The organism is Psychrobacter sp. I-STPA10 (assembly GCF_021012795.1).
In the GTDB taxonomy this organism is placed as follows: domain Bacteria; phylum Pseudomonadota; class Gammaproteobacteria; order Pseudomonadales; family Moraxellaceae; genus Psychrobacter.
The window spans coordinates 111,161-136,547 of sequence record NZ_VFYU01000015.1 but is presented as its reverse complement, the minus strand read 5'-3'; the positions used below and the strand labels follow the sequence as shown (position 1 = coordinate 136,547).

The 25,387-nt window shown below is 42.0% G+C and carries 25 protein-coding genes and 1 tRNA gene; 9 read left to right on the top strand and 17 right to left on the bottom strand.

Translation table 11 applies throughout. The features are described from left to right. Positions 1-118 precede the first annotated feature (118 nt). Together FHK89_RS07510 and FHK89_RS07505 are read left to right on the top strand one after the other, a co-directional pair. Positions 119-1,228: an AOC03_06830 family ribosome hibernation factor gene (locus tag FHK89_RS07510; protein ID WP_230658698.1), complete on the top strand. Its 1,110-nt coding sequence runs from the start codon at positions 119-121 to the stop codon at positions 1,226-1,228. Between the two features lie 318 nt (positions 1,229-1,546). Beyond that, a complete protein-coding gene (locus FHK89_RS07505; RefSeq protein WP_442966567.1) occupies positions 1,547-2,302 on the top strand; it encodes an endonuclease/exonuclease/phosphatase family protein in 756 nt (251 codons plus the stop codon). A gap of 121 nt (positions 2,303-2,423) precedes the next feature. On the opposite strand, the gene rnr is transcribed toward FHK89_RS07505, so the two are convergent. The 5 genes from rnr to FHK89_RS07480 form a co-directional block, all read right to left on the bottom strand. After that, positions 2,424-4,730 (bottom strand): ribonuclease R, encoded by a 2,307-nt coding sequence (rnr, locus tag FHK89_RS07500; RefSeq protein WP_230658694.1) that lies wholly within the window; start codon positions 4,728-4,730, stop codon positions 2,424-2,426. Between the two features lie 180 nt (positions 4,731-4,910). Then, a complete protein-coding gene (locus FHK89_RS07495) occupies positions 4,911-5,531 on the bottom strand; it encodes a hypothetical protein (protein WP_230658692.1) in 621 nt (206 codons plus the stop codon). Positions 5,532-5,574: 43 nt separating this feature from the next. Continuing rightward, positions 5,575-7,362, bottom strand: coding sequence for a vWA domain-containing protein (locus FHK89_RS07490; RefSeq protein WP_230658690.1), 1,788 nt, complete (start codon positions 7,360-7,362; stop codon positions 5,575-5,577). A 127-nt stretch (positions 7,363-7,489) separates the two neighbouring features. Beyond that, positions 7,490-8,629 (bottom strand): hypothetical protein, encoded by a 1,140-nt coding sequence (locus FHK89_RS07485; protein ID WP_230658688.1) that lies wholly within the window; start codon positions 8,627-8,629, stop codon positions 7,490-7,492. 244 nt (positions 8,630-8,873) lie between these two features. Continuing rightward, positions 8,874-9,095 carry a YdcH family protein gene (locus tag FHK89_RS07480; RefSeq protein WP_230658686.1) on the bottom strand — a complete coding sequence of 74 codons (222 nt, stop codon included), beginning with the start codon at positions 9,093-9,095 and terminating at the stop codon, positions 8,874-8,876. 336 nt (positions 9,096-9,431) lie between these two features. On the opposite strand from FHK89_RS07480, the gene ahpF reads away from it, so the two are divergent. Both ahpF and FHK89_RS07470 read left to right on the top strand, forming a co-directional pair. Continuing rightward, on the top strand, positions 9,432-10,997 hold the full coding sequence (gene ahpF, locus FHK89_RS07475) for an alkyl hydroperoxide reductase subunit F (protein WP_230658684.1): 1,566 nt from the start codon (positions 9,432-9,434) through the stop codon (positions 10,995-10,997). Between the two features lie 250 nt (positions 10,998-11,247). Beyond that, complete coding sequence (locus FHK89_RS07470) at positions 11,248-12,132, top strand: Hint domain-containing protein (protein ID WP_230658682.1); 885 nt, start codon at positions 11,248-11,250, stop codon at positions 12,130-12,132. A gap of 6 nt (positions 12,133-12,138) precedes the next feature. Here FHK89_RS07470 and FHK89_RS07465 read toward each other — a convergent pair whose 3' ends face one another. Next, positions 12,139-12,855 carry a glutathione S-transferase family protein gene (locus FHK89_RS07465; protein WP_230658680.1) on the bottom strand — a complete coding sequence of 239 codons (717 nt, stop codon included), beginning with the start codon at positions 12,853-12,855 and terminating at the stop codon, positions 12,139-12,141. A gap of 221 nt (positions 12,856-13,076) precedes the next feature. Between FHK89_RS07465 and FHK89_RS07460 the strand changes: the two genes are divergently transcribed. After that, positions 13,077-13,952, top strand: coding sequence for a LysR family transcriptional regulator (locus tag FHK89_RS07460; RefSeq protein WP_230658678.1), 876 nt, complete (start codon positions 13,077-13,079; stop codon positions 13,950-13,952). 37 nt (positions 13,953-13,989) lie between these two features. On the opposite strand, the gene FHK89_RS07455 is transcribed toward FHK89_RS07460, so the two are convergent. The 3 genes from FHK89_RS07455 to FHK89_RS07445 form a co-directional block, all read right to left on the bottom strand. Continuing rightward, complete coding sequence (locus FHK89_RS07455; RefSeq protein WP_230658676.1) at positions 13,990-14,322, bottom strand: TIGR01244 family sulfur transferase; 333 nt, start codon at positions 14,320-14,322, stop codon at positions 13,990-13,992. Positions 14,323-14,394: 72 nt separating this feature from the next. After that, positions 14,395-14,727, bottom strand: a complete 333-nt coding sequence (locus FHK89_RS07450) for a beta-lactamase hydrolase domain-containing protein (protein WP_230658674.1) — start codon at positions 14,725-14,727, stop codon at positions 14,395-14,397. Positions 14,728-14,871: 144 nt separating this feature from the next. Beyond that, entirely contained in the window at positions 14,872-16,587 is a 1,716-nt protein-coding gene (locus tag FHK89_RS07445; protein ID WP_230658672.1) for a SulP family inorganic anion transporter, read from the bottom strand. Positions 16,588-16,664: 77 nt separating this feature from the next. Between FHK89_RS07445 and FHK89_RS07440 the strand changes: the two genes are divergently transcribed. From FHK89_RS07440 to FHK89_RS07430, 3 genes are all read left to right on the top strand, one after another. Then, positions 16,665-16,823 (top strand): hypothetical protein, encoded by a 159-nt coding sequence (locus FHK89_RS07440; protein ID WP_230658670.1) that lies wholly within the window; start codon positions 16,665-16,667, stop codon positions 16,821-16,823. A gap of 308 nt (positions 16,824-17,131) precedes the next feature. Then, positions 17,132-17,587, top strand: coding sequence for a thioredoxin (gene trxA, locus FHK89_RS07435; protein WP_230658668.1), 456 nt, complete (start codon positions 17,132-17,134; stop codon positions 17,585-17,587). Between the two features lie 57 nt (positions 17,588-17,644). Further along, entirely contained in the window at positions 17,645-18,388 is a 744-nt protein-coding gene (locus FHK89_RS07430; RefSeq protein ID WP_230658666.1) for an MOSC domain-containing protein, read from the top strand. 87 nt (positions 18,389-18,475) lie between these two features. On the opposite strand, the gene FHK89_RS07425 is transcribed toward FHK89_RS07430, so the two are convergent. From FHK89_RS07425 to FHK89_RS07410, 4 genes are all read right to left on the bottom strand, one after another. Continuing rightward, positions 18,476-18,886 carry a hypothetical protein gene (locus FHK89_RS07425; RefSeq protein ID WP_230658664.1) on the bottom strand — a complete coding sequence of 137 codons (411 nt, stop codon included), beginning with the start codon at positions 18,884-18,886 and terminating at the stop codon, positions 18,476-18,478. Positions 18,887-18,952: 66 nt separating this feature from the next. Next, positions 18,953-19,312: a SirB2 family protein gene (locus tag FHK89_RS07420; RefSeq protein ID WP_230658662.1), complete on the bottom strand. Its 360-nt coding sequence runs from the start codon at positions 19,310-19,312 to the stop codon at positions 18,953-18,955. Positions 19,313-19,662: 350 nt separating this feature from the next. After that, positions 19,663-19,995 (bottom strand): BolA family protein, encoded by a 333-nt coding sequence (locus tag FHK89_RS07415; protein WP_230658660.1) that lies wholly within the window; start codon positions 19,993-19,995, stop codon positions 19,663-19,665. 135 nt (positions 19,996-20,130) lie between these two features. Continuing rightward, on the bottom strand, positions 20,131-20,952 hold the full coding sequence (locus FHK89_RS07410) for a M48 family metallopeptidase (protein WP_230658658.1): 822 nt from the start codon (positions 20,950-20,952) through the stop codon (positions 20,131-20,133). Positions 20,953-21,347: 395 nt separating this feature from the next. Here FHK89_RS07410 and FHK89_RS07405 point away from each other — a divergent pair. Further along, positions 21,348-21,422 (top strand) — tRNA-Gly (locus FHK89_RS07405). Positions 21,423-21,498: 76 nt separating this feature from the next. Here FHK89_RS07405 and FHK89_RS07400 read toward each other — a convergent pair. The 4 genes from FHK89_RS07400 to ubiG form a co-directional block, all read right to left on the bottom strand. Continuing rightward, complete coding sequence (locus tag FHK89_RS07400; RefSeq protein WP_230658656.1) at positions 21,499-22,425, bottom strand: tetratricopeptide repeat protein; 927 nt, start codon at positions 22,423-22,425, stop codon at positions 21,499-21,501. A gap of 142 nt (positions 22,426-22,567) precedes the next feature. Continuing rightward, on the bottom strand, positions 22,568-23,359 hold the full coding sequence (locus FHK89_RS07395) for a YciK family oxidoreductase (protein ID WP_230658654.1): 792 nt from the start codon (positions 23,357-23,359) through the stop codon (positions 22,568-22,570). Positions 23,360-23,411: 52 nt separating this feature from the next. Next, positions 23,412-24,131 carry an HAD family hydrolase gene (locus FHK89_RS07390; RefSeq protein ID WP_230658652.1) on the bottom strand — a complete coding sequence of 240 codons (720 nt, stop codon included), beginning with the start codon at positions 24,129-24,131 and terminating at the stop codon, positions 23,412-23,414. Between the two features lie 31 nt (positions 24,132-24,162). Further along, the gene (gene ubiG / locus FHK89_RS07385) at positions 24,163-24,903 is read right to left on the bottom strand and encodes a bifunctional 2-polyprenyl-6-hydroxyphenol methylase/3-demethylubiquinol 3-O-methyltransferase UbiG (protein ID WP_230658816.1); all 741 of its coding nucleotides are present in this window, start codon (positions 24,901-24,903) and stop codon (positions 24,163-24,165) included. Positions 24,904-25,387 lie beyond the last annotated feature (484 nt).

Sequence of the window (25,387 nt, the reverse complement as noted above, 5' to 3'; positions counted from 1 at the left end):
AAAGAAATCTGATGATAATTTTTAACGGATTTCTTTGATATTTTTTAATTTATTTATATGTTAACTACCTAAGTTAATTTAGTGTTTAATAAATTCATCCATAAAAAAAGGACAATATATGAAAGCCACATTAAAGAGTTTACGTCAAACCAAAGCCAATCCTGCGGTAAGCGTTTTTGTTAAAACCCATCGTAAGCACCCTGAAAATGAGCAAGATCCTATTGCCTTAAAAAACCAACTCAAAGTGGTAGAAGAGCGTTTAACTAATGAATTTGATAAACGTACAGCTGCGGCAGTATTAGAAAATATCCATGCAAAAACAGATGAGCTTGACCATAATTATAACTTAGATACATTGGCGATATTTGCCAGTGAAGAAGATGCTGTTGTGGTTAGAATGCCACTAGATACTGAAGAGCGGGTCATTATTGATGATCAGTTTGCTACTCGTGATTTAGTACGTGATATGGCAAGCACAGTGCATTATTATACTGTGGTCATTACTCGTGAACATGCACGTTTGATCGAAGCGGCTAATGATCGTGTGGTACAAGAGTTTGATAGAAATGATAACGAACAAAACCACATGGAGCACATTCCATTTCCTATCGAAAATACCACTTTATATACAACCAGTGGTGCGGATCGCTCAGCTGCCTCTAATGAAGACAACTATCTAAAAGAGTTTTTAAATCGTGTTGATAAGAGCGTACAAGAGCTGTGGGGTGAGCATAAAATGCCATTAGTGATTGTTGGTGATGCTCGCAATATCAGCTTTTATAAAGAAGTGTGTGACCGTCCAGAAAACATCATTGCCACTGTTGATAATGTGACTGATTTAGAAGATGGCAGTGCAGAGCACATTATTGAAGGTGTGACAGAAGCAATCGAAGGCTATCGTAAGCAGCTACATGAAGAGGCATTAGGTGAGATTGAAAAAGCACGTGGTAATGATTTAGTACGTACAGATTTGCAAGACGTTTATCAAGCAGCCTTCCAAGGTGCTGGCGAGACTTTATATGTACGTCAAGGCTATATCCAACCTGCAAAAATTGATGAAGCAGCACAAACACTAGCCATTGCTGATGATGCCACTACTGAAGGTGTGACTGATGATGCTGTGGGTGAAATCATTGAATTGGTGATGCACAATGGTGGTAATGTGGTGTTTTTACCTAAAGACATTATGGGTGAAGATCAAGCGATTGCATTGGTTACACGCTATTAATTTAGCTGTTAAAATCTAGCTGTTAAGTTTAGGTGGTATGTTAAGTTTATATTAAGTTAATATTACGCCACTTTTTAAGCAATACTGATGAATTGAAAAAGCACTGGTTTAACTCAGTGCTTTTTTTATGGCTGCCAGTATAGAGTGAAACTAAATATAATATCTAATTATCTGATTGGCTAGATTCTAATTCAGACATACAGATGTTTGCATCGGTGGGTATTTTAGTGTGGCTGAAAAAGATTTATGGTTAGATAAATCTGTGTACTTTTATGCTATAGTTTGTGTAAATTTTTTAACTGTTAAATTAATATCATGATGAACGATACCACTTTGATTGTAACCACTTATAATATCCATAAAGGTATGTCTGCACTGAATCGTTTAGTAAAGGTTCAAGGAATTGCTGATGCATTAAAGCAAGTCAAGCCTGATATCCTGTGCTTACAAGAGGTGCAAGGGCAGAACCTTAAACGAGTGGTTCAGTATAATGAGTTTCCTGATCAATCGCAGCATGAGTGGTTTGGTGAATATTTGGGGCTAGAAAATAGTTATGGTAAAAACTGTGAGTATGAGCATGGGCATCATGGTAATGCGGTACTCAGTCAGCATCCACTAGATCCGAAGCATAATGTGAATATTACAGTGAGCAAACTTGAACAGCGAGGTGTACTACATTGTGAAGTACAGCCAAAGGGTTGGGAAGTGCCCATTGTGGTGTTATGTGCGCATCTAAATTTGCTTGAGTCAGATCGACAAAAACAATATCAAGCGATTACAGATTATGTGAATCAAGAGATTGATCAGACGCAACCGTTAATCTTGGCAGGGGATTTTAATGATTGGAAAAAGGTCTCTTGTGAGCGGTTGGCACAAGCATTGAATATGACTGAAGCCTTTATGCACTGTCATGATAAATTACTGCCCACTTTTCCTGCTAAATTTCCTGTTTTTAGTCTAGACCGTATTTATGTACGAAATTTACAAGTGACGCGAGCATGGGTGCATACAGGCAAGCCATGGTCAGAGCTGTCGGATCATCTGCCAATCAGCGCAGAAATTAGTTTGCCATAGCCCTGTATGACTGCTTTTCCTATAAAGATGAATGTTCAACAGAACCCTAGTAATATACGTAAAAAAATACCGCCATTATTTAAATAATAGCGGTATTTTTTATCACTAAAAGAATGGTATCTTAGGAGCTTTTTTTAGTACCACGTCCACGATTGCTACGGCGTTTGCTAGCGGCAGGTTTTTTACTATCGTTCGAGCTATTGGTACTGCTGTCTTGTGCTTTTGCCTGTCCCTTTTTACTTTGGTTCATCGCACTCGATTTTAGTTTTTTAATTAGCTCAAAGTCGATTTGTAATAAGTCCATATTCACCGCGGTAACTTTGACTAAAACTTCATCACCCAATCCATATAGGTTGCCATGATCTTGACCGATAAGCTGTTGCTGTTTTTCATCATAGACAAAGTAGTCTTTGCCAACGTTAGAAATATGCACCAGACCATCAATGAATAAATCAGTCAGGGTGATAAATAGTCCAAAGTTAGTCACCGTGGTGATGACACCTTTAAACTCTTCTCCAACATGGTCTTTCATATAGTGGCATTTGAGCCAAGTTTCAACAAAGCGAGAGGCTTTTTCGGCACGACGCTCGGTATCTGAGGTTTGTGTGCCAGCTTCAGCTAAGGTAAAGTCGGTATCAGGCTGTCTTTTGCCCGTAACTTTGGCTTTGATGGCACGATGTAGCATCAAGTCAGGATAGCGGCGGATAGGTGAGGTAAAGTGGCTGTATTCATCGTAAGCTAAGCCAAAGTGTCCGATATTCTCAGGGGCATAGTTTGCTTGCATCATTGAGCGTAGCAGCATACTGTGGATACTGACGGCATCGGGGCGTTCTTTGGTTACTTCAATCAAACGCTGATAGTCTTCTTGAGTTGGATTTTCTTCAGGAAAGCTGATGCCGAAGTTTTTGGCGTATTCATGGATACGCATGGTTTTTTCACTATCGGGCTTATCATGATTGCGATATAACACAGGTAAATCATGCTTTAGGGCAAAGTTAGCTGCACAGGTATTGGCAAGGAGCATACACTCTTCGATAAGCTTATGTGAGTCGCCACGTGTGCGTGGAATGATGGCATCAATGCCACCTTCTTCATTAAACTTAATATAGGTTTCGACGGTTTCAAATTCCATCGCATGTCGCTGTTCACGTTTTTTCAGCAGTACTTCATACAACTGGTGTAGCGTGTCGATGGATTTTTTAACGTCTTTATTACCCGTTAATGACTCAGGAACTGCTTTATCCTTGGGGTCATCAAAATAAGCATTGACTTGGTTGTAGGTTAAACGGGCTTGTGAATGCATCACCGCAGGGTAAAACTCATAGCCAGTGACGTTACCTGCACGAGATAGCTTAATATCAGCCACCATACACAAACGGTCAACGTCAGGATTTAATGAGCATAGACCGTTAGAGAGTACTTCTGGGAGCATGGGGACAACATGATGCGGGAAATATACTGACGTGCCACGCTCATAGGCCTCATGATCTAAGGCAGAGTTTGGCGTGACGTAATGGCTGACATCGGCAATGGCAACCACCACTCGATAATTGCCACCTGAGCGTTTTTCGGCATACACGGCGTCATCAAAGTCACGTGCATCTTCGCCATCAATGGTGACCATCGGTAAATCACGAATATCAGTACGACCCTTAAGATCTTTGCTAGTGGGTTCTTTGTAGCCATTGGCTTGTGCCAATACTTTTGCACCAAACTCGTGTGGAATATCATAGTTAAGTAGGGTGGTTTCGATGATTACTTCACGGTCGTTGTCATCGTCCATTACCTCAACGATTTTACCCGTGGCAAATTCGTGTTGATTGGGCCAGTCAATAATATCTACTTTGACAGGTTGACCTTGTTTTGCGCCAATGGCTTGTACGTTTTCATCAGTGACGGTAATGGGTTGGTGATTATTGGGGCTAGCAAGGGTGACACAATAGCCTTCTTCATCTTTATCAAGTGTGCCAATAAATTGGTTTTGCTGACGTTCGGTGACTTTGACAATTAAGCCTTCAGTGCGCCCACGGTTATCAGTCGCTGTACCGATGGCATCAACGGTATCGCCATTAAAGACCCAACGCATTTGTTTTTCATGCAAAAATAAATCTGGCATGTCGTCTAATACCACAAAGCCAAAGCCCTTGGCATGTGCGGAGATAGTACCTGATACCACATCTTTTTGGGTAACAGGGGTGTATCTATAGGGTCTGCCTTCACGGCTTATTTGACCATCACGTAGCATGGCTTTGAGACGATTACCTAAGGCATCGAACTGATCGGGATCTTCTATCCCAAAGGTGGCAGCTAGCTGTGGTTGTGTGGCTTCACCAAGCTTGGTTAATGTTTGCGATATCAGCAAACGACTGGGAATTGGGTTTTCGTAGTTTTGTGCTTCAAGCTTTGCGTTTGGATCATTCCAGCTCATAGGGTTCCGTATACTTATAAATATATTAAAAAAGGAGGTGTTATTTAATTTAATCTGATTATCTTATCATAAATCTGGCTAAGACAAGACAGTAAAGTGTACCTATCTTTTGTAAAATGTCTTAGATACATATAAAAAGAAGTGGTTATTTTGATGTGGTGTCGATTTACTCCCAGTGCATTAGCCATCATTTAATCGGGTTTGTAAAAAGCGTTGATTGGCAAGCAATGCCTGCACATCATGAGCAAAAATATTATGGGTGACTTTAAGTAAGGCATCATCTAGTGTGGCAAGCTGTTCAATCAGCAATGTTTTGGCTGTTTTACCTTGATTGACTGGGTGCATATTGGCATAAACCGTTGGTAGGCGCAGATAATTTTCTAAGGTTGTGGGCAGATAGTCAAACACTGCTTGCTTAACGGTATATAAATTTTGGTCAGCAAATTGTCCTGCAACCAGATGTGGCAGTACCGACAGCACCGAGGTTTGAATATTCTTGACATGTTCATAAGCTTGGGGTGGTATGCGAGGTTTGATGTGTGCTAACAGTTGTTGTAATTCATGCTCTATTTGCTCCGCAGTTTGGGTCTGCGCAAAATGTAAGTTGGCGTCATTATCTTGTATCCACCACCCCAGCAGCCAACCTAAAGCATACAATAATAAACAAATGGGCAGCCAGTACAGCAGTCCACCTAAAGTAGAGGACAGCATTAATATTAGCTGTGTTATTAAGCCGATAAGTAAGCCGATTAGCCCAAAGATATTGGGTAGCCCATAAAAAAAGAACCAAAATTTTTTCATAAATGCCTGTTATAAATAACTACAGTTTATTGAAAATCACGATTTATTGATAACCCCGAATTTGCCGAAAGACGGCTGCCAAATTACCCTGACGACCATCAAATATTTTGCCCCTTGTTAATGTCGCTACTTGTTGTAATTCATCTGCATCGGCATCGCCAAATAAGACGATAAAGGTGCGAATTTTTTGCGTGTCTATTGGTAGAGTTTGGTACTGTTGTTTAAATGCTTCAAAATCAATGCCATCGGTATTTTGTCCATCGGTCATTAAGACAATGGTATAATAATAGGGCGGTTGATTTGCCAAATCTGGGTTATCTTGGCGATTTTTTGCATCAATTTTATTACTCGTCGCAAGGGTTTGATACGCATTAAGCAAAGCGTTATAAATGGCAGTGCCGCCTTGGGGATTAAGTCCATTGATATCTTGACGTAGCTTAGGACGGGTGTGATCAGAAATATAAAAACTATGAATTTCAAAAGTTTCATCATTAAATGGCTTTAGTGCCACCACTTCATTATCTGCAAACTGAGAAAAGCGTTGATTGCCGATATCCTGAGGATCATCGGTCAGTGCCAGCAACGCATTTTTAAGCTGACTGATACCATCACCTTGCATAGATGCTGAAATATCCAATAAAAATAGGGCATAAGCAGGATTGCGTAGCTGATTGGCAAAGTCCATGAGTAATTCATCAATGACTTGCTGTGAGTTAGGGAAGGGTAGTTCAACCAATAATCCTTGATAAAAATCTGGGCTAAGTGCCACTTGATGATTGACAGGACGACGATGGGTTTGTTGCAGGATTTTTTGTTGTACATCGGTACTTTTTAAGTAGTTGACCACCGCATCATAAGCTTCTTTTTTATCAAAATTGAGCAGGGTAAGTGGATAATCAGCCGTGACAATGCCTTCTTTGGGATAGAGTAGTAATAGAGGATCACTTAGCTTGCCACTGGCGTTTAATTGCATCAATACCGATTCATAATTAATGATTGCATCAAGGTTATTTTGATCTTGTATATAAGCGTCTGCAAGCCAACCTGAGCTGCCTGAGGTGAGTGTTTGTCCATGAAAAAAATCTTTTAGTTGTGGGGTGACTTTTTTGATGTCCGCAGAGGTGGGTGCGTCTGAAGTCCCTGCAAAGGCAGAGGCGACCCCCATCAGTGCTGTAAAGCCTGAATTACTGGCGGCAGGATTGGTCATGGCATATTTTAGTTGTCCTGCTTTGGACGCTTCAGCGATGGTTTGCCATGTAATGTCTGCTTTTAAGTTACCTTGTGGCGTGGTCCAGCCCAGCGTTTCTGCGCTGCTTTTTTTGATGCCCATAATCACAGGTGACAGCATGATTGGGGTTTGGGCATGAATTTTATTTTGATTGGTTAGGCTCAAATACTTGGCATGTGAAAACCAAGCGGCATCTACTAAGCTGCCTTGATTGATGCTGTCGACGCCATCTAGTGTGCCACTATAGTGTAGTTTTAGCTCAATGCCAGTATTTTTTTTGATGTCGGGTAATAATGGTTCAATATCTTGCAGCTCTGAGCCTGCTAAGATGGTCAATATCTTTGGATTTGCCAAATCAGCCGCTTGAATTTCATCTTGTGATGCGTCTGTATTTTGTATTGAACTGTTGTCTTGGCAACCACTGAACAACACAACAGTAAATAACATCAACAAAGTACATAACCAGTTGCTAATCGTGCCGATGGGTTTTAGCCGTATTGTGGCATATATTGTGATAAGAGGTATCAATATATGCATATGCGCTTGCTCGTTTATTGGTGACCGCTGATTGATAGAGACAGTTGTGGGGGCTAATTGGGTCATAAGTCATTCTACTTTATCAACACTATCAAAATGGTAAAACAAGAGGTAAATGCTCAATAGTCATAACTTGGCATCATAAATTGACAGCCAATAACGTTAATCTGTTTAATCAGGTCAATCCTGTCAATTATTGATTTAATTGACTCTCAAGCTTACTAATCATCAACTCTAATAAATCATAACTGGGGGTTTCAATGACTTCGGTTAGGGTGGTTGGAATATATTCAATATTATGCTGGGTTAGATTTTGCTCAAAAGCAGATGTCAGAGCGGTGTTATTACTGCGATAGCCATGAGCAATGGCAAGCTTTTGTAATTGTGGGTCATCATTGAGTGCGGCACCAAGCTTTTCTCCTGCCTCATTCATTGCCAATAAGGTATGCTGAGTAAAAATAGTTGGTTCGGGATATAACAGTATCATTTCATTTCGGATACTGCCGTCATTGAGACTGGCTTGATACAAATATTGTGATTCATAAATCATCACTAACGGAGAGTTGCCCATGCCTTTAATCAGATAATCTTCAAAAGGTGTGGCTGATGACCCTGCCAAAAATCCTTGATTACTAAATAAGGGCAACATACTGGGCAGTACTTGTGCTGCTTGAGTAGAGTTGGCAACGACTTGATCTTGATTTGCCAAATAGCTTGCCAAACTCAAATACATGGCAGCGGAGTTTGATGAAGTGATGTTGGTTGACTTGATCAGTACTTGGCGTCCGATATCAAAGCTTTGATTGTTGGGCAGATCTTTCCAGCGAGTTTGGGTGTACATTAAATTTAGCAGGGCATTCATGTCCAAAATCCCATAATAACCTGCATTGGTGGCGTTAGCGGTACGTTTTTGCACGATGCCATTTTTTTGTAAGACATCAACCACAGGTCGCCAACTGGCAACTGCCATTGGGGTAAAAAAGATGCGATAACTGGCAGTGGGGTGATAATCTCGGCTGATTTTTTCGGCGGCAGGTGTGCCCGCAGGAAAGGCAAAATCATACTTATTGACCGCCCCTTTTGCCCCACCTACAGTAGCAATACGGCGTGAGCCAACGCTTTCATACTCTACTTTCAGTTGATAATCATCTGCTAAAATGCGCTGTACTTCAGGATCATCAAAAAAATCCTTTTTTTCAGAGCCAATCAAGCCGCTGACGGTGATGATTTGTTGTGCGACTTGTCGGGCTGTCCATGATAAATACCCAATGGCACTCAGTACACTAATAACTAATAATAATAAAATGGGGGCAATGATCTTTTTTGCTTTCAAAATGTCTTGTCCTAATAGGCTTATTTTCTGTCCTATATCATTCCTATATATATTTTTTGTTATTCATATATCTGTCTTGAACTGATACTTTACGAGGTCAATGTGTCAAAGTTATGACAACACAAGTTTGACTGATAGTAAGTAGATGGTATTTTTTAGATTGTTCGTCTTCCCAATAAACCATGCAATAAAAAACCTTATCCGAAGATAAGGTTTTTTTAGTGCTAATATGTATCGTTATCGCTTATTTTTTATGACTCTCTAAGATTTTATAAATCTCATCTTTGAGGTGTAGTTTCTGCCGTTTTTTGATTTCGATTTCTTCTTCACGACTGGCATGCTTCACCACATCATTCTCCAATTTATCAATCTCGTTATCAAGGTCATTGTGTTCATCAAACAATTTGGCAAAATGGGCATCAGTTTGTTTTAGCTCACTAATTAACTCACGATGTTCATGGAACATAATATTATCCTTTTCATTGGTTTTATTTATACAAGCAAGGTGAAAAGCACCGCTGCTAATATGATTGTAACAAAAAAATGGTATGACGCTAGCATATATTTTTTATGAGGCAAAATTAGTTTTTTCATCAGAAAAACAAAACGTATTTTTATTGATGATTTGTTTTATATATTGTAGTGTTTGACTTTCTCTGATTGAGATAAGCTCCAAAAACATTGATAATGTATGCATCAAAAAGACAACTCATTTATTGAGATATTGTTAATAAATTATGCACAAAATACTTAACTTCTCATAATCATAATATTCAAATTCAACCTTAATAAGGAACTATCTATGTTAGACCAAGGTTTATTAGATGCGGTAAAAAGCTACAGCGAAAATATGACTCGTCCAATCACCATGACTCTAGGTAGTGGTGAGCATGAAAAACGTAGCGAATTAGTCGATTTTTTAACTAAAATTGCAGGTACCACGGATAAAATCAACTTTGACCCACAAGCGGTTGATGACAGCCTACCTAGCCCTATCAGCTTTAAAATCACCTCTGAAGGTAAAGATACAGGTATTGTCTTTAGTGGTATCCCCGGTGGACATGAGTTTAGCTCATTGATTTTGGCAATGTTGCAAGCGGGCGGACACACACTAAAACTTGATGAAGGTATTCAAAAAATCATCAAAAATATTACTCAGCCACTACAGTTTCAGACATATATTTCACTGAGCTGTCATAACTGCCCTGATGTGGTGCAAGCGTTAAACCAATTTGCCCTACTTAATGACAACATCAATGCAGAAATGATTGATGGCGCATTGTTCCAAGAGCAAGTCGATGCCAATAATATCCAAGGTGTACCTGCGGTATTTTTAAATGGTAAACCATTTGCTAACGGTAAAATTGACACTGCTAAATTGATTGAAAAATTGCAAGAGCAATATCCTGAAATTCTAGCAGGCGGTAATGATGAGACGGCACAATTAGAACAGCAAGATGTGACCATCATCGGTGGTGGACCTGCTGGCGTGGCAGCAGCCATTTATACTGCTCGTAAAGGCTTAAAAGTAACCATCGTGGCTGACCGTGTTGGTGGTCAGGTGAAAGATACGCAAGACATTGAAAACTTAATCTCTGTACCATTAACCAATGGTAGCGAGCTGTCTGCAAACTTTGCCAAGCATCTAAAAGAATATGAAATTAATCTAAAAGAGCATGTGCGTGTTAAAGAGTTAACAGAAACTAAAGATGAAAATTATGCGATTCATCTAAATACTGGTGAGCAGTTTGAAACCCGTAGCATTATCTTAGCAACAGGGGCTCAATGGCGTAAGCTAAATATCCCCGGTGAAGAAGAAAATATCGGTAATGGTGTGGCGTACTGCCCGCATTGTGATGGTCCTTTCTTTAAAGGTAAAGATGTGGCAGTTATTGGCGGTGGTAACTCAGGTATTGAGGCAGCACTGGATTTGGCAGGTATCGTTAAGCATGTGACTGTATTTGAGTTTGCCGATACGCTAAAAGCTGACCAAGTATTAGTCAATAAAGCCAATGAAACTGCTAATATTGATATTATGACTTCGGTTGCTACCAAAGAGATTAAGGCAACTGATGGCAAAGTAACTTCAATCGTCTATGAAGAGCGTGAAACAGGTGAGGTTAAAGAGTTAGATTTGTCTGCGGTGTTTGTGCAGATTGGGCTTGTGCCAAACTCTGAATTTGTCAAAGGCTTTGTTGATGTTAACCGCTTTGGTGAGATTGAGATTGATGAGCGTTGCCGTACTGACCGTAAAGGTATCTTTGCTTGTGGTGATGTGACTACTGTTCCATTTAAGCAGATTAATATTGCTATGGGCGAGGGTAGTAAGGCTGCGTTAAGTGCTTTTGAATATTTGGTAATGCAGTAATATCATTAATTTATTTTTCACCAGCCCACACACAAGCATAGCTTGTGTGGCTCAGACCTAAAAACCGTCCCCCAGACGGTTTTTTAACGGTCTTCGGGGCGAAGGTGCATTAAGTGCTTTTGAATATTTAGTAATGTAATAGTTTTGTATAATTTAGACAGACTTAGATAAATCGAAAAAACCACCTTATTTAAGGTGGTTTTTTTGTTATTATCATTAAATAATATTATTTAATTAAGAGTAAATAAGTATGCAAAACAATACAAACAATGCCATGTATGCTGAGATAAAGCGGCGGGCAATCGCCAACACCCAATCAAGCAATATGGCGTGCTTTGTTGGTGGCACATGGGTATCGATACCTGAATTTCCTTATTGGAAGCCCATCAAAGAGCTTAAGGTGGGAGACATGGTCATGGCAATGCCAGAAAACGGCATTGGGGAGCGTACGCCAAAACGGGTTATCAATACCTTTAAGCACGAAGCGCAAGCCATCTGGTATTTGGGGCTGTCAGATCTAGGAAGTGGTCTAGGCTATATCAATGTAAACCTAGCCGTCACCCCCAACCATCCGTTTATGGTCTATGGCTATACCGATGATGTGAACGAAGTAGGCGAGTTTGCTAACGTTACCTATTATGACGAGCCACGTTGGAAGCGGGTAGATCAGCTGATGATAGGTGATTTGGTGAAAAGTAGTGTTCATAACGAATACTACACCGTGTGTTCGGTCAAGCCCTTGTATCAGGCGTTCAGTCCAGACTATGCCTACTTGCAAGGTGGCAAAGAGATGGTAGGTTGGCAAGGAGCAGAAGAAGGATTCCTAATTGATTTTTGCGATAAAGAAGCAGAAGTGGACGTATATGGGCAAATCTGGGTACTTGATGATGCATGTCCTAATAGTCATGTTGAGCCACTCAGTCCCGAAGATAGCCCCGCCTATCCGTATTATGACCGGCAGGGCTACACAGGGGCAGAGGCCTCAGGTATTGCCTATCCATTATACACCACCACGGTGTATAACATTGAGGTGGAGGATTATCACACCTACTGTGTGGCTGGTGCTGGTATCTTGGTACACGGTAGTGGCGGTTTGAATCATTCATTAGACGCTCTAGGCGATGAGATAAAATAATTTATCTTATCCCAAAACCCCCACCACACGCACAATTTCCCCTGCTTCATCATCAGCGATGACCTGCGTTTCTTGCAATGCCAATGCTTGCCATTGTTGCATATAAGGGTTACTTAGCATTACCTCGCAATATTTCTCAGTGGTGGGCTTTAGGGCAATTTTTGATGCATCGGCATAAGTTTTGAGCCGAAAAATGACAGGGGCAAAAAATGCATCGGCAACGCTAAATTCACCAAACAAATATCCTTCAGATAAGTCACTGCTTTTAGCCTTATTTTGCAAACACTGGGCAAAGATTTGCTCAACCCTCGCAATGTCTGCCAAACATTGTTTACTTGGCTGAATACGGGCAGTGGCTCGAATATTCATTGGCATTTCACTACGTATCCCCATCAGTCCTGAGTGCATCTCAGCCACCAAACTTTGGCAATGGCTACGTTCGGCTTTACTGTTTTTCTCATTACCCCAAATGCTTTTATCAGTTAGATAGTCATTAACATACAAAGCAATCGCCAAGCTGTCACAAATATTAATGCCATCATCAACCAATACAGGCACTTTGCCTGTGGCAGAGTGTGCTTGTAAGATGGGTTTGGAACTATCACTAAATAAAGCAATGGGGTGTTCATTAAAGTCTATATCAAACATTTTGAGTAGTAGCCATGCTCGCAATGACCATGATGAGTAGTTTTTATTACCGATGATTAATAGAGGTTTATTCATAATGTTGTCCTACTTATTTGAAAGAAGTATGGTTTAAAGAAGTTTAAAAATGAGCTTTGAGTATGCCAAGCATTAAGTAGGATAACCAACGCAAACTTCTAATAGCACCTATTAGCAAAATGCTGAAATGCCCTATCAAAATTATGCGACAATCAACGTATGATAAGCATTATGACAATGTGAAGGAAGCATAATAAGGCAGGCAAAGTAGGGAGTGAGCGATGGATATTGACGCATTGCGTTGTTTTATTGCAGTGGTAGAAACAGGCAGTTATACAAGGGCAGCAGAGCAGGTACACCGTAGCCAAAGTGCGGTTAGCCAAAAGATGCACAAGCTTGAGGAGCAAACGGACAAGCGTTTATTTATCAAATCTGGGCGAGAGCTAAAGCTAACCGAAGAGGGCAAGTTTCTGTTGGGTTACGCCCGTCATATTATCAGCCTACATGATGATGCTATGCGGCAGTTGCAAGGCAGTCGTCAGATTATGCGTCCGCTACAGCTTGGTTGTCCTGATGATTATGCAGGTGGAATTTTGCCTCAAGTCACCCAGCTTATTTATCAATGTGTGCCTAATCTGCCCATACATGTGCACTGTCATAACTCGATGCAGCTGCGCGCGATGCTGGACGCAGGCGAGCTTGACGTGGCGATTGTATCACGCTCATCAGCCAGTAAGGCAGGACTGTTTTTACAGCAAGATACAGGGGTGTGGGCGTATGATGGCGATACTAAAAGGCTATGCCAATATTATCAGCAAAATCAAAGCGTACCGTTGGTTCTCTATGATGAAAGCTGTCATTTTCACCATGCACCCATACAAAGCTTGAGCCAGCATAACATTGCCAGCCAAGTGCTGTGTAGTACAGGCAGCTTGGGAGCGATACAAAGTTTGGTGTTATCAGGGCAGGGGATAACCGTGGTGGCAAGCAGTAGCTTGGGGCAGATGGTCGCATTAACAACAACAGATGCGCCGTTTATATTACCAAAAATGCCCAGTGTGGTGATAGAAATGATTGCTGCTGCCAACACCCACCCCAACTTTGGACGTAGCCAATTGGCATGGGTATGTGAGCAGTATGGATTAAAATTAGCTTAGCGCTATAAACTAAAATCTATCAACTATAATCTATAAATTAATCGTCTAACATGTCCATCTGTTTAGCTGCTTCATACAAGCCATTGGAGCGATTGCCCGTACGGCAAAACATTAAAATAGGTTGTTCAGCTTGATTAAAATAATCAGCAAAGTCTTCCACATGTTGCTGTGTTAAAGCGTTACCAGCAAAGGAAATTTCTTTATATGCCAAACCTGCCGCTTTTGCTGCCGCTTCAATCTCACTGCTGGCTGGTTGGTCTGCCGCTTCACCATCTGGGCGATTGTTGATGATGGTTTTAAAACCATCAGCGGCGATTTGTTGTACTTGCTCTGGGGTGATTTGTCCTGCAAAGCTGACTTGATGCGTCATATTATGATTCCTTATTATGATTAAAAGTTGTGGATAAAAGGTTGTTCATTTATTTTATTCATTTCACTAAGATTATAGCAATCCTTGCATCAGCGCACTTTGATACAAGAGTTTTGCCCGATTACCCGTACCACAAAACAGCATGATGGGTTTTGGTAGCGCATGGTAGTGTTTGGCAAAAGCTTCTATCGTCTGCCGACTTAAACGGTCACAATCATACGGCAAATACACATAGGCAAGGTTGGTTTGCTCTGCCGCAGTCGCTAGCTCATCGCTACTTGGCTGCGTTTCACACTCACCATCGGGGCGAATATTAATCACCGAGCAATAGCCAAGCTGTACTAACGTGGGGCATTGGATTGGGTAAATTTGTTTATAAATAGTAATATCAGAGTTAGCAGGCATAAAAGTCTTATTTATTAAATGATTCAAATGATAAAGATATGATTATAATAACCATTATCCCTAAGCGGCGCTACCGTTAATTTGCGGCAGCAATTGAAGATAGCAATTTAAGGCAGCAACCTAACAAAGACAGATTAGGTCATATCATGGATTCTTATCAGCAAACTGATTAACCGCATCCACCGTACTCATAAATACCTGCCCTGATAGCTGACCAATCACTGGCGTTTGCTCAATCACATCCATCACAGGCCCTTTGATAAAGCTAAAATGCAGCCGCCAACCCATTGCCACCAACTCATTATTTAAAGTAATCAGCATCTCTTGAGCGGTCAAATCAATATGGTTTACCGCTGCCATAATCAGAATCAGCTCACAAGCATCAGGGTGGCTTGTCACCGCAGCTTGAATCTGGCTATGCACCGACTCACTATTACCAAAAAACAAACTCTCATCGACACGCATAATCAGCAAATTGCGAAAGGTGACTACATTATGGCGGTTGATATTACGAAAATGCCCCGTCTCACCAAGCTGTCCGACCACAGCAATATGCGGCTGGCTAGATTGCCAAATCAGACTGGCAAACGACACCATCAACCCCAATACCAGTCCTGTGTTTAGTCCAAACGCCAATACCCCCACAAATGCCGCCAAAAAACTCAGCGCATCTAAGCGGTCATAACGCCATGCCGAGCGTAGGGTACGCACATCTATCAAACTAATAATAGATGCCATAATCATCGCCCCAAGTAGGGCATAGGGCAAAGGCGCAATCAGTGTGCCCAGTACCAATAAAGCAGCGACCATCACCGCCACCGTAATCACACTTGCCAGCTGCGTTTGCGCTCCCGAATCCACATTAATCGCAGTACGTGAAAACCCACCTGCTACAGGAAAACTCTGAAAAAATCCGCCAGCAATATTGGCAAGCCCTAAGCCTTTTAACTCCTCATTGGCATCAAAATGTTCCCCCCGTTGGCGGGCATAAGTACTCGCCACCGAGCTACTCGACACAAAAGCGATTAACGCCATCAAAGCTGCCGTAGGTAATAAATCCAGCGCATCGTGTACTAACGGCACATAAGGCAGACGAAACGACGGAAAGCCGCTAGGTACAGCATCAATCACCGCAATACCCAACCTGTCCCAATCCCCCAACGCAGACAGCACAATCGCAGTGACCACCAACAATAACGGAAACAAACGCCCCGCCCATTTTGCCTGATTATCTGACAACCACGATTGCCACAGCCAGCTGCTGCCATAGCGGTTGAGCAAAAATAACCCCAAAGCCGTCAATCCCACCAGCAAAGTTGGTACATTCACTGAGTCCAAATGCTGTGTAAGCGAGCTGGCGTACTGTAGCAGCGTACTACCTGATATCTTAGCCCCCGTCACATATTTAAGCTGACTGAGTATAATCAGCACCGCCGCACCGCTAACAAACCCTGCCGACACCCCGCGGCTAATAAACTGCACAATCCAGCCTTGTTTTAGCCGCCCTGCCAGCCACAGCATTACCCCCACCATCAACGCCAGCAAACTTGCCATCAACGCATATTGCGTACTGCCAGCCTGTGCAAACGGCTGCAAACTACTGGCGGTCATAATGGCAGTAATCGCCACAGGGCCAACCGCTTGCACATTACTTGAGCCCACCCACGCATACACCAGCACTGGCAAAATTGCCGCATACAGCCCATACACAGGCGGCAACCCTGCCAATACCGCATAGCCCAAACTCTGCGGAATTACCAAAATACCCACCACCAGACCTGCCACCACATCGGCTGGCAACTGCTTTGGCGCATATTCACGCAGCCATTTAGGCACTAGCCACCGCAACCCTTTTACCATCGAATATCCCCACACCACATCACAAATATTTGCCGAGCCTAGCGTATCATCGTACTATAATACAACAGTATAAAGTGGTGCAAAACAGTCGCAGCCAATCCCGCTATCCGCTTGTATCTGCCCAACTAGGCGTGGCGATGGCACGAGCTGAAACATTGCTATTGCCTCGACACTGTCTCAGCTCTAGCCCTCGCAACACGCCTAGCCGAGCAGGATACCGCTACTATCGGGGCTAAAAAGCCTTATGTGAGCTAAGCTTTACGACTTTTTAACCATCGATAGGATAACTGGCATATCAGAAAATGCCCTTTAAGGCATTTTCTCTTGCGTGAGGGATAAAGCAGTGCTTTATCTTAATCCTCACTCAGGGGCTAAAAAGCCTTATGTCAGCCACGTTTTACGAATCTTTAACTAATAGGATAGCTGGCAAACTAGAAAATATCTTAACTTACCACCATACTAAACTTACCATCATACTAAGCACCTAAAACAGTTAAATTCCAAACCATCAATATTTAAAGCCATCAAGCAAAAGAGAACCCCCATGAGCCAACAAAACCCCAGCGCAACCAACAGCCATCTTGTCTGCCCACATTGCCTTGCCACCAATCGCATCGACCCCGCCAAGCTCAATAGCAACCCCCAGCCCAACTGTGGCAAATGTCATCAAGCCTTATTTACCGCCAGTCCGATAGTGCTAAATCCGCAAAGCCTAACTAAAATCGTGCAGAAAAATGACATGCTCACCATCATCGACTTTTGGGCAAGCTGGTGTCAGCCTTGCCTGATGATGGCACCGCAATTTGCCGCAGCAGCGCAATCTTTACCGCACATTGTCTTTGCCAAATTGCAGACCGACCAATATGAGCAAGCGGCGGCAGCTTATAACATTCGTAGCCTACCGACCATGGTTGCCTTTCAACATGGACAAGAAATTGCGCGTCAATCAGGGGCATTGCCAAGCGCACAAATCATGCAATGGGTAACCAGTCTACGCTAGATGGGATAGGGCAGGGACTCATAGATACTTATAATATGTATAAGGAATATCGCTGACATGCATACCAGTTTTAATAATATTGACCCGCATACCCCCATTGCCACAGTCACTTGTGTGCGTACAGGAAAAGCCATGCCCTTTGCCCGAGAGCAGGCAAGTGCCATTAACAAAGCCCCCATTGATGGGGTGATGGCAGTGAATTTTATGGGGCTTATCGAAGACGAACAAGCCGACCGTCGTCATCATGGCGGGCCACTCAAAGCCGTACATCAAATGCCAGTAGAGACTTATGAGCAAATCAATGCTCAGTTTGGCTTAAAAGTACGGGTCGGTACACTGGGGGAGAACATCACCACCGAGGCGGTGGCAGGTATGCCAAGCATGACCGAAGATACGGTTTGCATTGGCGACGTCTTTCAATTTGGTGATGAGTATCACTATAAAGATGCGCAGTTTGCAGAGGAAAAGCAGGCAGTACAATTGCGTATTGTGCAACCACGCCGACCTTGCTACAAAATTAATGACCAAATTGGGCAGTATTTGGGCAGAGACAACATTGCCGCTTGGATAACAGCGCAGGGCATCGCTGGTTGGTATTATCAAGTGGCAAGAGACGGCATGATTGCCAGTGGCGTGCCTGTCTATTTAATTGAGCGACCACACCCATTTGCCACTTTAAAACAACTATGGGCATTGACGAACGCAAAACAAAAGATTGCTGCTGATATTATCAATCCGTGGCTTGCCATCAACGAGCTAGATGACAGTTGGAAAAAAGTATTGGCAAAAAAACGTCATTAGCCAATACTTAATGGATTGCTTAATGGGTTTAGTCAGTAGTCAATTAATGAGCCAAACAGTTCGCTTAAAAAATAGCTAACCGCTATTTTACTGCTCACCGTATACTTTTTGCCCTGCAACAAAGGCACATTTTTTTAGGCGCGCTGATTGTATAGCAGCATCTCGTTCACCAAATAAGCGAGATAGCTTGGCATCACGGGCTTGTGAGTTGCTGCTTTTACCAATACCAAAGGTAATATTGGGTGAAATACCCCAACGTCCTGCCGATACACCAACCCCCACGCCAGTGGCGGCCAATGTGGTTTGTTGTTTTTTGGCTTGTGCAATATAGCTATCGATACGATTAATCTCTTGTTGCAAACCTGCACAGTCATAGCCTTGATAAGTACTGGGAGCGACATATTGCGGGCTGATATTACTGGTGGTGGCACAGCCAGTAAGGGCAATAAGCGCAGCAGTTGTCATTAATCCATTTCTTAAAGTTTTATGTTGTGTCATGACTGTGCCTCCAAAATCTTGCAAATTGATTTGTTTGATAATTATATCCATGTGGTTAGTTTAGCATCAAAAGAAATTGGCAGGTTTACTAAATGCCAAAAACAAAATACCCACATACGCCACCGCAGTGATAAAAATCCCCATTTTTTGCTGTGCTGGGGTTGCTGAAGCACGAAATGCTTTGATACTGGCACTAATCGCGGCAATCAGCAAAATAATCTTTGCAAATACCCATTGTACTGGGGCATTGACCGACATTAATAGCGTCAGCATCCAACCACCAGAGAGTATGAGTAAGGTATAAAAAATATGGGTAATGATTTTGCCACGTTTGCCTAAACGGTCATTGCGGCTTAATACCAAATAGCTTTGATAGACAAATAAACCGATGGTCAAAAATGCCATCAGCATGTGTAAGTGTTTCATAAAAATCCTTTGGCGAGCGATGGGCTTGCTAATAACGAATCATAAATGTTGGTTATTGATTTCTAGTTGCTTACCTCACTCTCAACTTCAACCCCCTCCTAGCCTCCCACTTACTAGGCGAGCATAGCTCTTGTCTTGTACTACAAGCACAGCTTTTCGTCTTGCATCTCTAAAATAGTCCACTGGACTATTTATTAACGCTCTTCAGGGGCGAAACAGTGTTTCGCTATATTCCTCCTCAGGGGGAGGCACTGGCTTTTAAGTCCTCCCCTTACTTCAAGGGGAGGGTTTGGGAGGGGTCATATATCAAATTAGTAAAATAAGTTAAGAGTGAGGTAATTGCGATAAAATTAGGCTTTGCGTTGTCCTGCACATTGCGGGCTGGCAGGTGCTTGCCCTTCGCTGGCGAGTAACGCTTGCCACTCATCAGGTGTATAGGCATGAATCGCTAAGGCATGGATAGAGCCACCCTGCGAGGTCAATAATGGCTCAGCGATGGTATAAACTTGTTGATGCCGAGCCACCAGACGTTTACCTGCAAAATCATCACTGACGATGATGAGCTTAAAGTGGCTTTCTTTGCCGTCAAAATAGCCGGCATGATTCATCGACTCATTAATAAGCTGCAAATGCTGCGGCTTTAAAGCTTGTAAATACTCGGTTAACTGATTGGCAACACTCATAGCCTTCTCCAAATGTTTTTGCCCTGACGTTATGGTAATGAATAATATAAAAAAGCAGCCAGTATATTATACACTGGCTGCGTTGGTATAAACTGCAAAAACCTGACTCAATATTAAGACAGTTTTGCTCGAAAACTAGGGACGGGCTTGCTCATAATAGGGCATGACTTGTGGTAGTAATGCTTGCAAATTAGCGATGCGATTGCTACTTGATGGGTGTGTACTTAAAAATTGTGGTGGCTCACCGCCAGCTGCTTTTTGCATTTTTTGCCATAAAGAGATGGCCGCTTTTGGATTATAACCTGCTTTGGCAAGTAACACTAAGCCAATCTTGTCTGCCTCAGCTTCTTGAGTACGGCTGTGGGGACGGCTAATACCAAGGTCACCGGCAATGGTTGCTAATTGTGCTTGCCCTTGCGATAGACCAAAAACACTGGCAGCAATACCAATGCCTGCTTGTGTCGCCATTTGACCAGAGATACGTTCACGAGCATGTTCACGTAGCGCATGTGCCATTTCATGTCCCATAATGGCAGCAATTTCATCATCAGTTAAGTTTAGGCGGTCAACAATACCAGAATAAAACATGATTTTACCACCAGGCATCACAAATGCATTGAGCTCATTTGAGCGTATGGTATGCACTTCCCAGTTCCAACGAGCGGCGTCATCACGGTAAGTATTTGCCTGCGAGATAAGACGATTGGCGATTCTTTTAAGGCGAGCAACTTGAGCAGGATTGGTATCAAGCACACCTTTTGCCCGTGCCTCGGCAAGCATGCGATTATAGCTTTGTGCAGACATTTGTTGTACTTGTTCACTGGATATTAATAATAGCTGCTGGCGCTCACTACCAATGGCGGCAGTATTGGTTGTGGTGCTACAACCAGTTAATGTACCCAGAGAAAACGTGCTGAGTGAGGCAACCATAATGCCTGTGGTTAATATTTTTTTCATTGTAATCCTCAATATGATGCAAAAACTTAGCAAATATAAAAAATAAGGCAAAAATGTCTTCTCAGTATAAATCTTGCATGGCGAACTGCAAGTAAAAAATGACAGCAAAGTGTAATTAATACCAATGGGATAAAAAAAGCCACTCTTTGCCAAACTCGTTTGCTTTACTTATGGTCTTACGTTGACTTGTTATTTTTAATGGGATAGTCAATCAAAATGGTGTCATATTGTCATATCAAGCATTTTTTTATAAAAAATAAAAAAAGGTGTTGACAGGCGAGAAATATTTGCTAAAATAGCCCACCTATTAAGGCACAACATTATTTTTGATGTTTTTTTATACTTGATATCTTAATAATAAATTATTTATTTAAGAATTAAGTTGCCTGATATTAGCGGGATTAGCTCAGTGGTAGAGCATAACCTTGCCAAGGTTGGGGTCGAGAGTTCGAATCTCTTATCCCGCTCCAAATATGGCTCATTAAGAGCAAAAAGCCTCACAACTCAATCAGAGTTGTGGGGCTTTTTTTTTGTTCAAGTTTTTAGTCAGTTGTGACTGGCATACTGCTGCATTAATTTAACCGCTTTCTTTGGCTGTGGGGTGATGCCTTGCCCAAAATATAAAATTGCAACCAATTCATATTGCGCGGCTGTATGGCCTTGGTTGGCCGCCTTTGTCAGCCAGAAAATAGCCGACTGCGTATCTTTTTTGATAATATTACCTTGTTGTAGTAGGTGTCCAAGAGCATATTGTGCTTCTGGAATAGCATCAATTGCTGCGGCTTGATAGTAGTCCAAGGCTTGCTGTATATCAAAATGACTAGCATGGGCGATGGCTGTTTCTATGTCACCATCAAGATACATTTTTGCTTGCATGTATTGAGCCATCTTATTGCCCTGAATGGCAGCTTGTCCAAACCAGTACCATGCTTGTTGCCAGTCTTGTGGCAATATATCAGCATAACTGCCTTGATAATAAATATATGCTAAATGTAGTTGCGCAATGTCATCACCTTGTTTGGCTAGTTGTTGAAATAAACTCAGTGCGTGTTGTGGATTATAAAAATTACTGGGACTATCTGAATCATAAAGCCCCTGATAAATAAATGCCAAATTGAGCTTGGCAACATCATTGCCTAGGACAGCAGCTTGGGTAAACCATTTATGCGCCTGGTTAATATCTTGAATGACGCCATCGCCGTTAAGATAGCGAATACCTAAGATGGTTTGTGCCAACGCATTATCTTGCTTAGCAGCCAGTTGATAGTATACAAGTGCTTTATCTATATCTTTAGTAACGCCATGCCCAAAAGCATAACGCCAACCCAAATGTAGCTGTGCATTGGCATCACCTTGCTGTGCCAAAGAGATGACAGTGGCGATGGATAAGGCGGGGTAATCATCTACAGATAACTCGCTAGTTATCTGCTTTATGGTTGAGGTGGTTTTAAAGCTGGTAACCTCAGTAGCCATAGCCGCTGCACAGATGAAGTGAGCATACCCACATATTATAGTAGCCATACCATACTTTATAATCGACTTGATAACAGGTTCCTTTTATTGTTCTACTATTCTTGCTACAGACCTCAGTACAGCACATAATGTATTCTTCAATCTAAATCTGCTTTGGTTGTAAATCAATTACTTGCCCACGCACACCAATACTGTCATCACTCATCAAGCACACATAACCTGCCATGATGTCTTCGGGTGTTTTTAGGCTCATTGGATTTTCACCGGGATAGGCATGAGCACGCATATTGGTACGAGTTGCACCAGGGTTGATACAATTAAAGCGCAAATTGGTGGTATTTTGTGTCTCTTGGGTAAAGATATCGCTCATGCCTTCAACCCCTTGCTTGGACAGCGCATAAGCTCCCCAAAAAGCGCGGGGGTGTGTGCCCACAGAGCTGGTGGTAAATACCACTGAGCCATGGGGAGCAGATTTTAATAGCGGCAATAAAGATTGGGTCAGGGTAAAGCAAGCGCTAAAGTTAATTTTCATCACCTTATCAAAGGTATCGACATCATACATTTCAAGCGGTGTGAGCTGACCTAAAATACCCGCATTGTGCAACACCCCATCTAGGGTATTAAACTCTTTTTCGATTAAGTTAACCAACTGCTGCATCTCAGTTTGTGTAGCAGACTCTAGGTTCATCGGTAGCATCGCAGGTTGCGCCCCACCAAATCCTTCAATCTCATCATAAACGTATTCAAGTTTGCTGGTGGTTTTACCGAGTAATAAAACGGTGGCACCATAGCGGGCATAGGTCAGTGCTGCCACACGCCCAATACCATCACCTGCACCAGTGACCAAAATATTTTTACCTTTTAAGCAGTCTTTTGGGGCATCATAGTGGCGGATTTGTTCATGTGTTAAAGTTGTTTGTATTGTATTATCCATAAAAATTTCCACAATTATTTATAGCTATTTAAAATGATAGATTTACTTTTTACTACAGTTTATTTGCGACAAAGTTTTGCATTTGCTTTGGGTTATTAACAATAAAGTCTGCCCCCCAGACACTTAAATCATCTTTATCCTCTGGCGGAATATAGCCATAACTGGCAAGCACTGTTATCATACCAGCTCGATTACCCGCCTCAATGTCACGAACATGGTCGCCTACATAGATGCATTGGCTTGGCTCAACGCCTAACTGCTGACAGGCTAAAAATAACGGCTCAGGGTCAGGCTTAGTATTGGTCACATCATCAGGACAGATAAGCACCGCACAGCGATGAGTTAAATCTAATTTTTCTAATAATAATTCTGCCAAGTATCTGGGTTTATTGGTAACAATGCCCCAAGGTTTTTTGCATTGCTCTTCAATAAGATGCAGCATGTCATCAAAGCCTGCAAACAGTTGACTATCAACGCAAATATCTGCCTCATAAGTATCCAAAAACTCTTGCCGATATGCCAATAATTGTGGATTATCATTAGCCATATCAGCAAGCCTATCGCCAAACATCAGTTTTACCATCGCAAATGAGCCTGCCGATACTTGTTCACGAATAGCTATCTCAGAGGGACTGGTATGTTGATATTTAGTGCACATTTTGTTGATAATACGAATAAAATCAGGCGCAGTATCAATCAGCGTACCGTCCAAATCAAATAAAATGGCTTGAATATTGTTGGTATATTTATCTTTTTTATCTTTAGCATACATTTATTTATTCCTAACCCTAAAGTACCATAAATTAAGACAATTGCTCATCAGGCTTTTTGACTGCCATCATATAATTGACATCGACATTTTGTGCTAGCCAATAGCGTTTGGTGATTGGGTTGTAATGCAGACCAATCAAATCTTGGCGATTAAAACCAGCATTCACCACCATTTTATCAAGCTCAGCAGGCGTGATAAATTTGCTATAGTCATGTGTGCCTCTATCTAACAAACGCAACACATATTCTGCACCAATGATGGCAAATAGATAGGACTTCGGATTGCGGTTAATGGTGGATAAGACGCAGACACCGCTTGGTTTTAATAGCTTAAAGCAGGCTTGCACAATGGCAGCAGGGTCAGGGACATGCTCAAGCATCTCCATACAGGTCACCACATCAAATTTGCCAGCATTTTCTGCAGCAAACTGCTCCACTCGAATATGCTGATAACGCAATCTGTTGGTTAGTCCACTTTGCTGGGCATGGATTTGTGCGGCTTTGAGGTTCTCTAGTCCCATATCAATACCAGTAGCATCAGCACCACGGCGTGCCATTGACTCGGTCAAAATACCACCACCACAGCCGACATCAAGTACGGTTTTTCCAGTTAGCCCAGAATTCATACCAGCGATGACGTTTTGTTCAATCCAGTTAAGACGTAATGGGTTAATCTCATGCAAGGTTGCAAATGCTCCTTGTTTGTCCCACCATTGATTTGCCAAACGGGTAAATTTACTGATTTCGGCAGCATCAACATTGGTCGCAGCAATAGATGCATTAGCAGCGGTGGTATCAGCTGTATTGGTTGTATTTTGGTTATGAGATGGGTGGTTAGCTGGATTCACAAGACGCTCCAAAAAAAATCGCAAAGTTAAAGAAAATGGAAAAGAGCAACTTACGCTACAATGTGCTACAACGCGCTGCAATGTGCTACAAAGAGGAAGTTATTAATGATATAGGAAGTATTTGTTGGCTATATTAGCATGCTTCTACAGGCACATCATCTATCAGATTTAATGGCATATTTGATGACATGTTACCTGATTGTTAACCATAACTGCAATTGCTCACATCGTTACAACGGTTATTTAAGATACTTTGTACGCTTCTTGGTTCACAATGACAAGTGAAATGCGGTATGATACAGATACTCATATATTCTAAGTTATTCGTTATGCTTTGTATTTAGTTTGACATATTTTATATAACCCCTTTCTAAAGTAATTTTTAAGGCGGCTGATGCAGTGTTGGAGC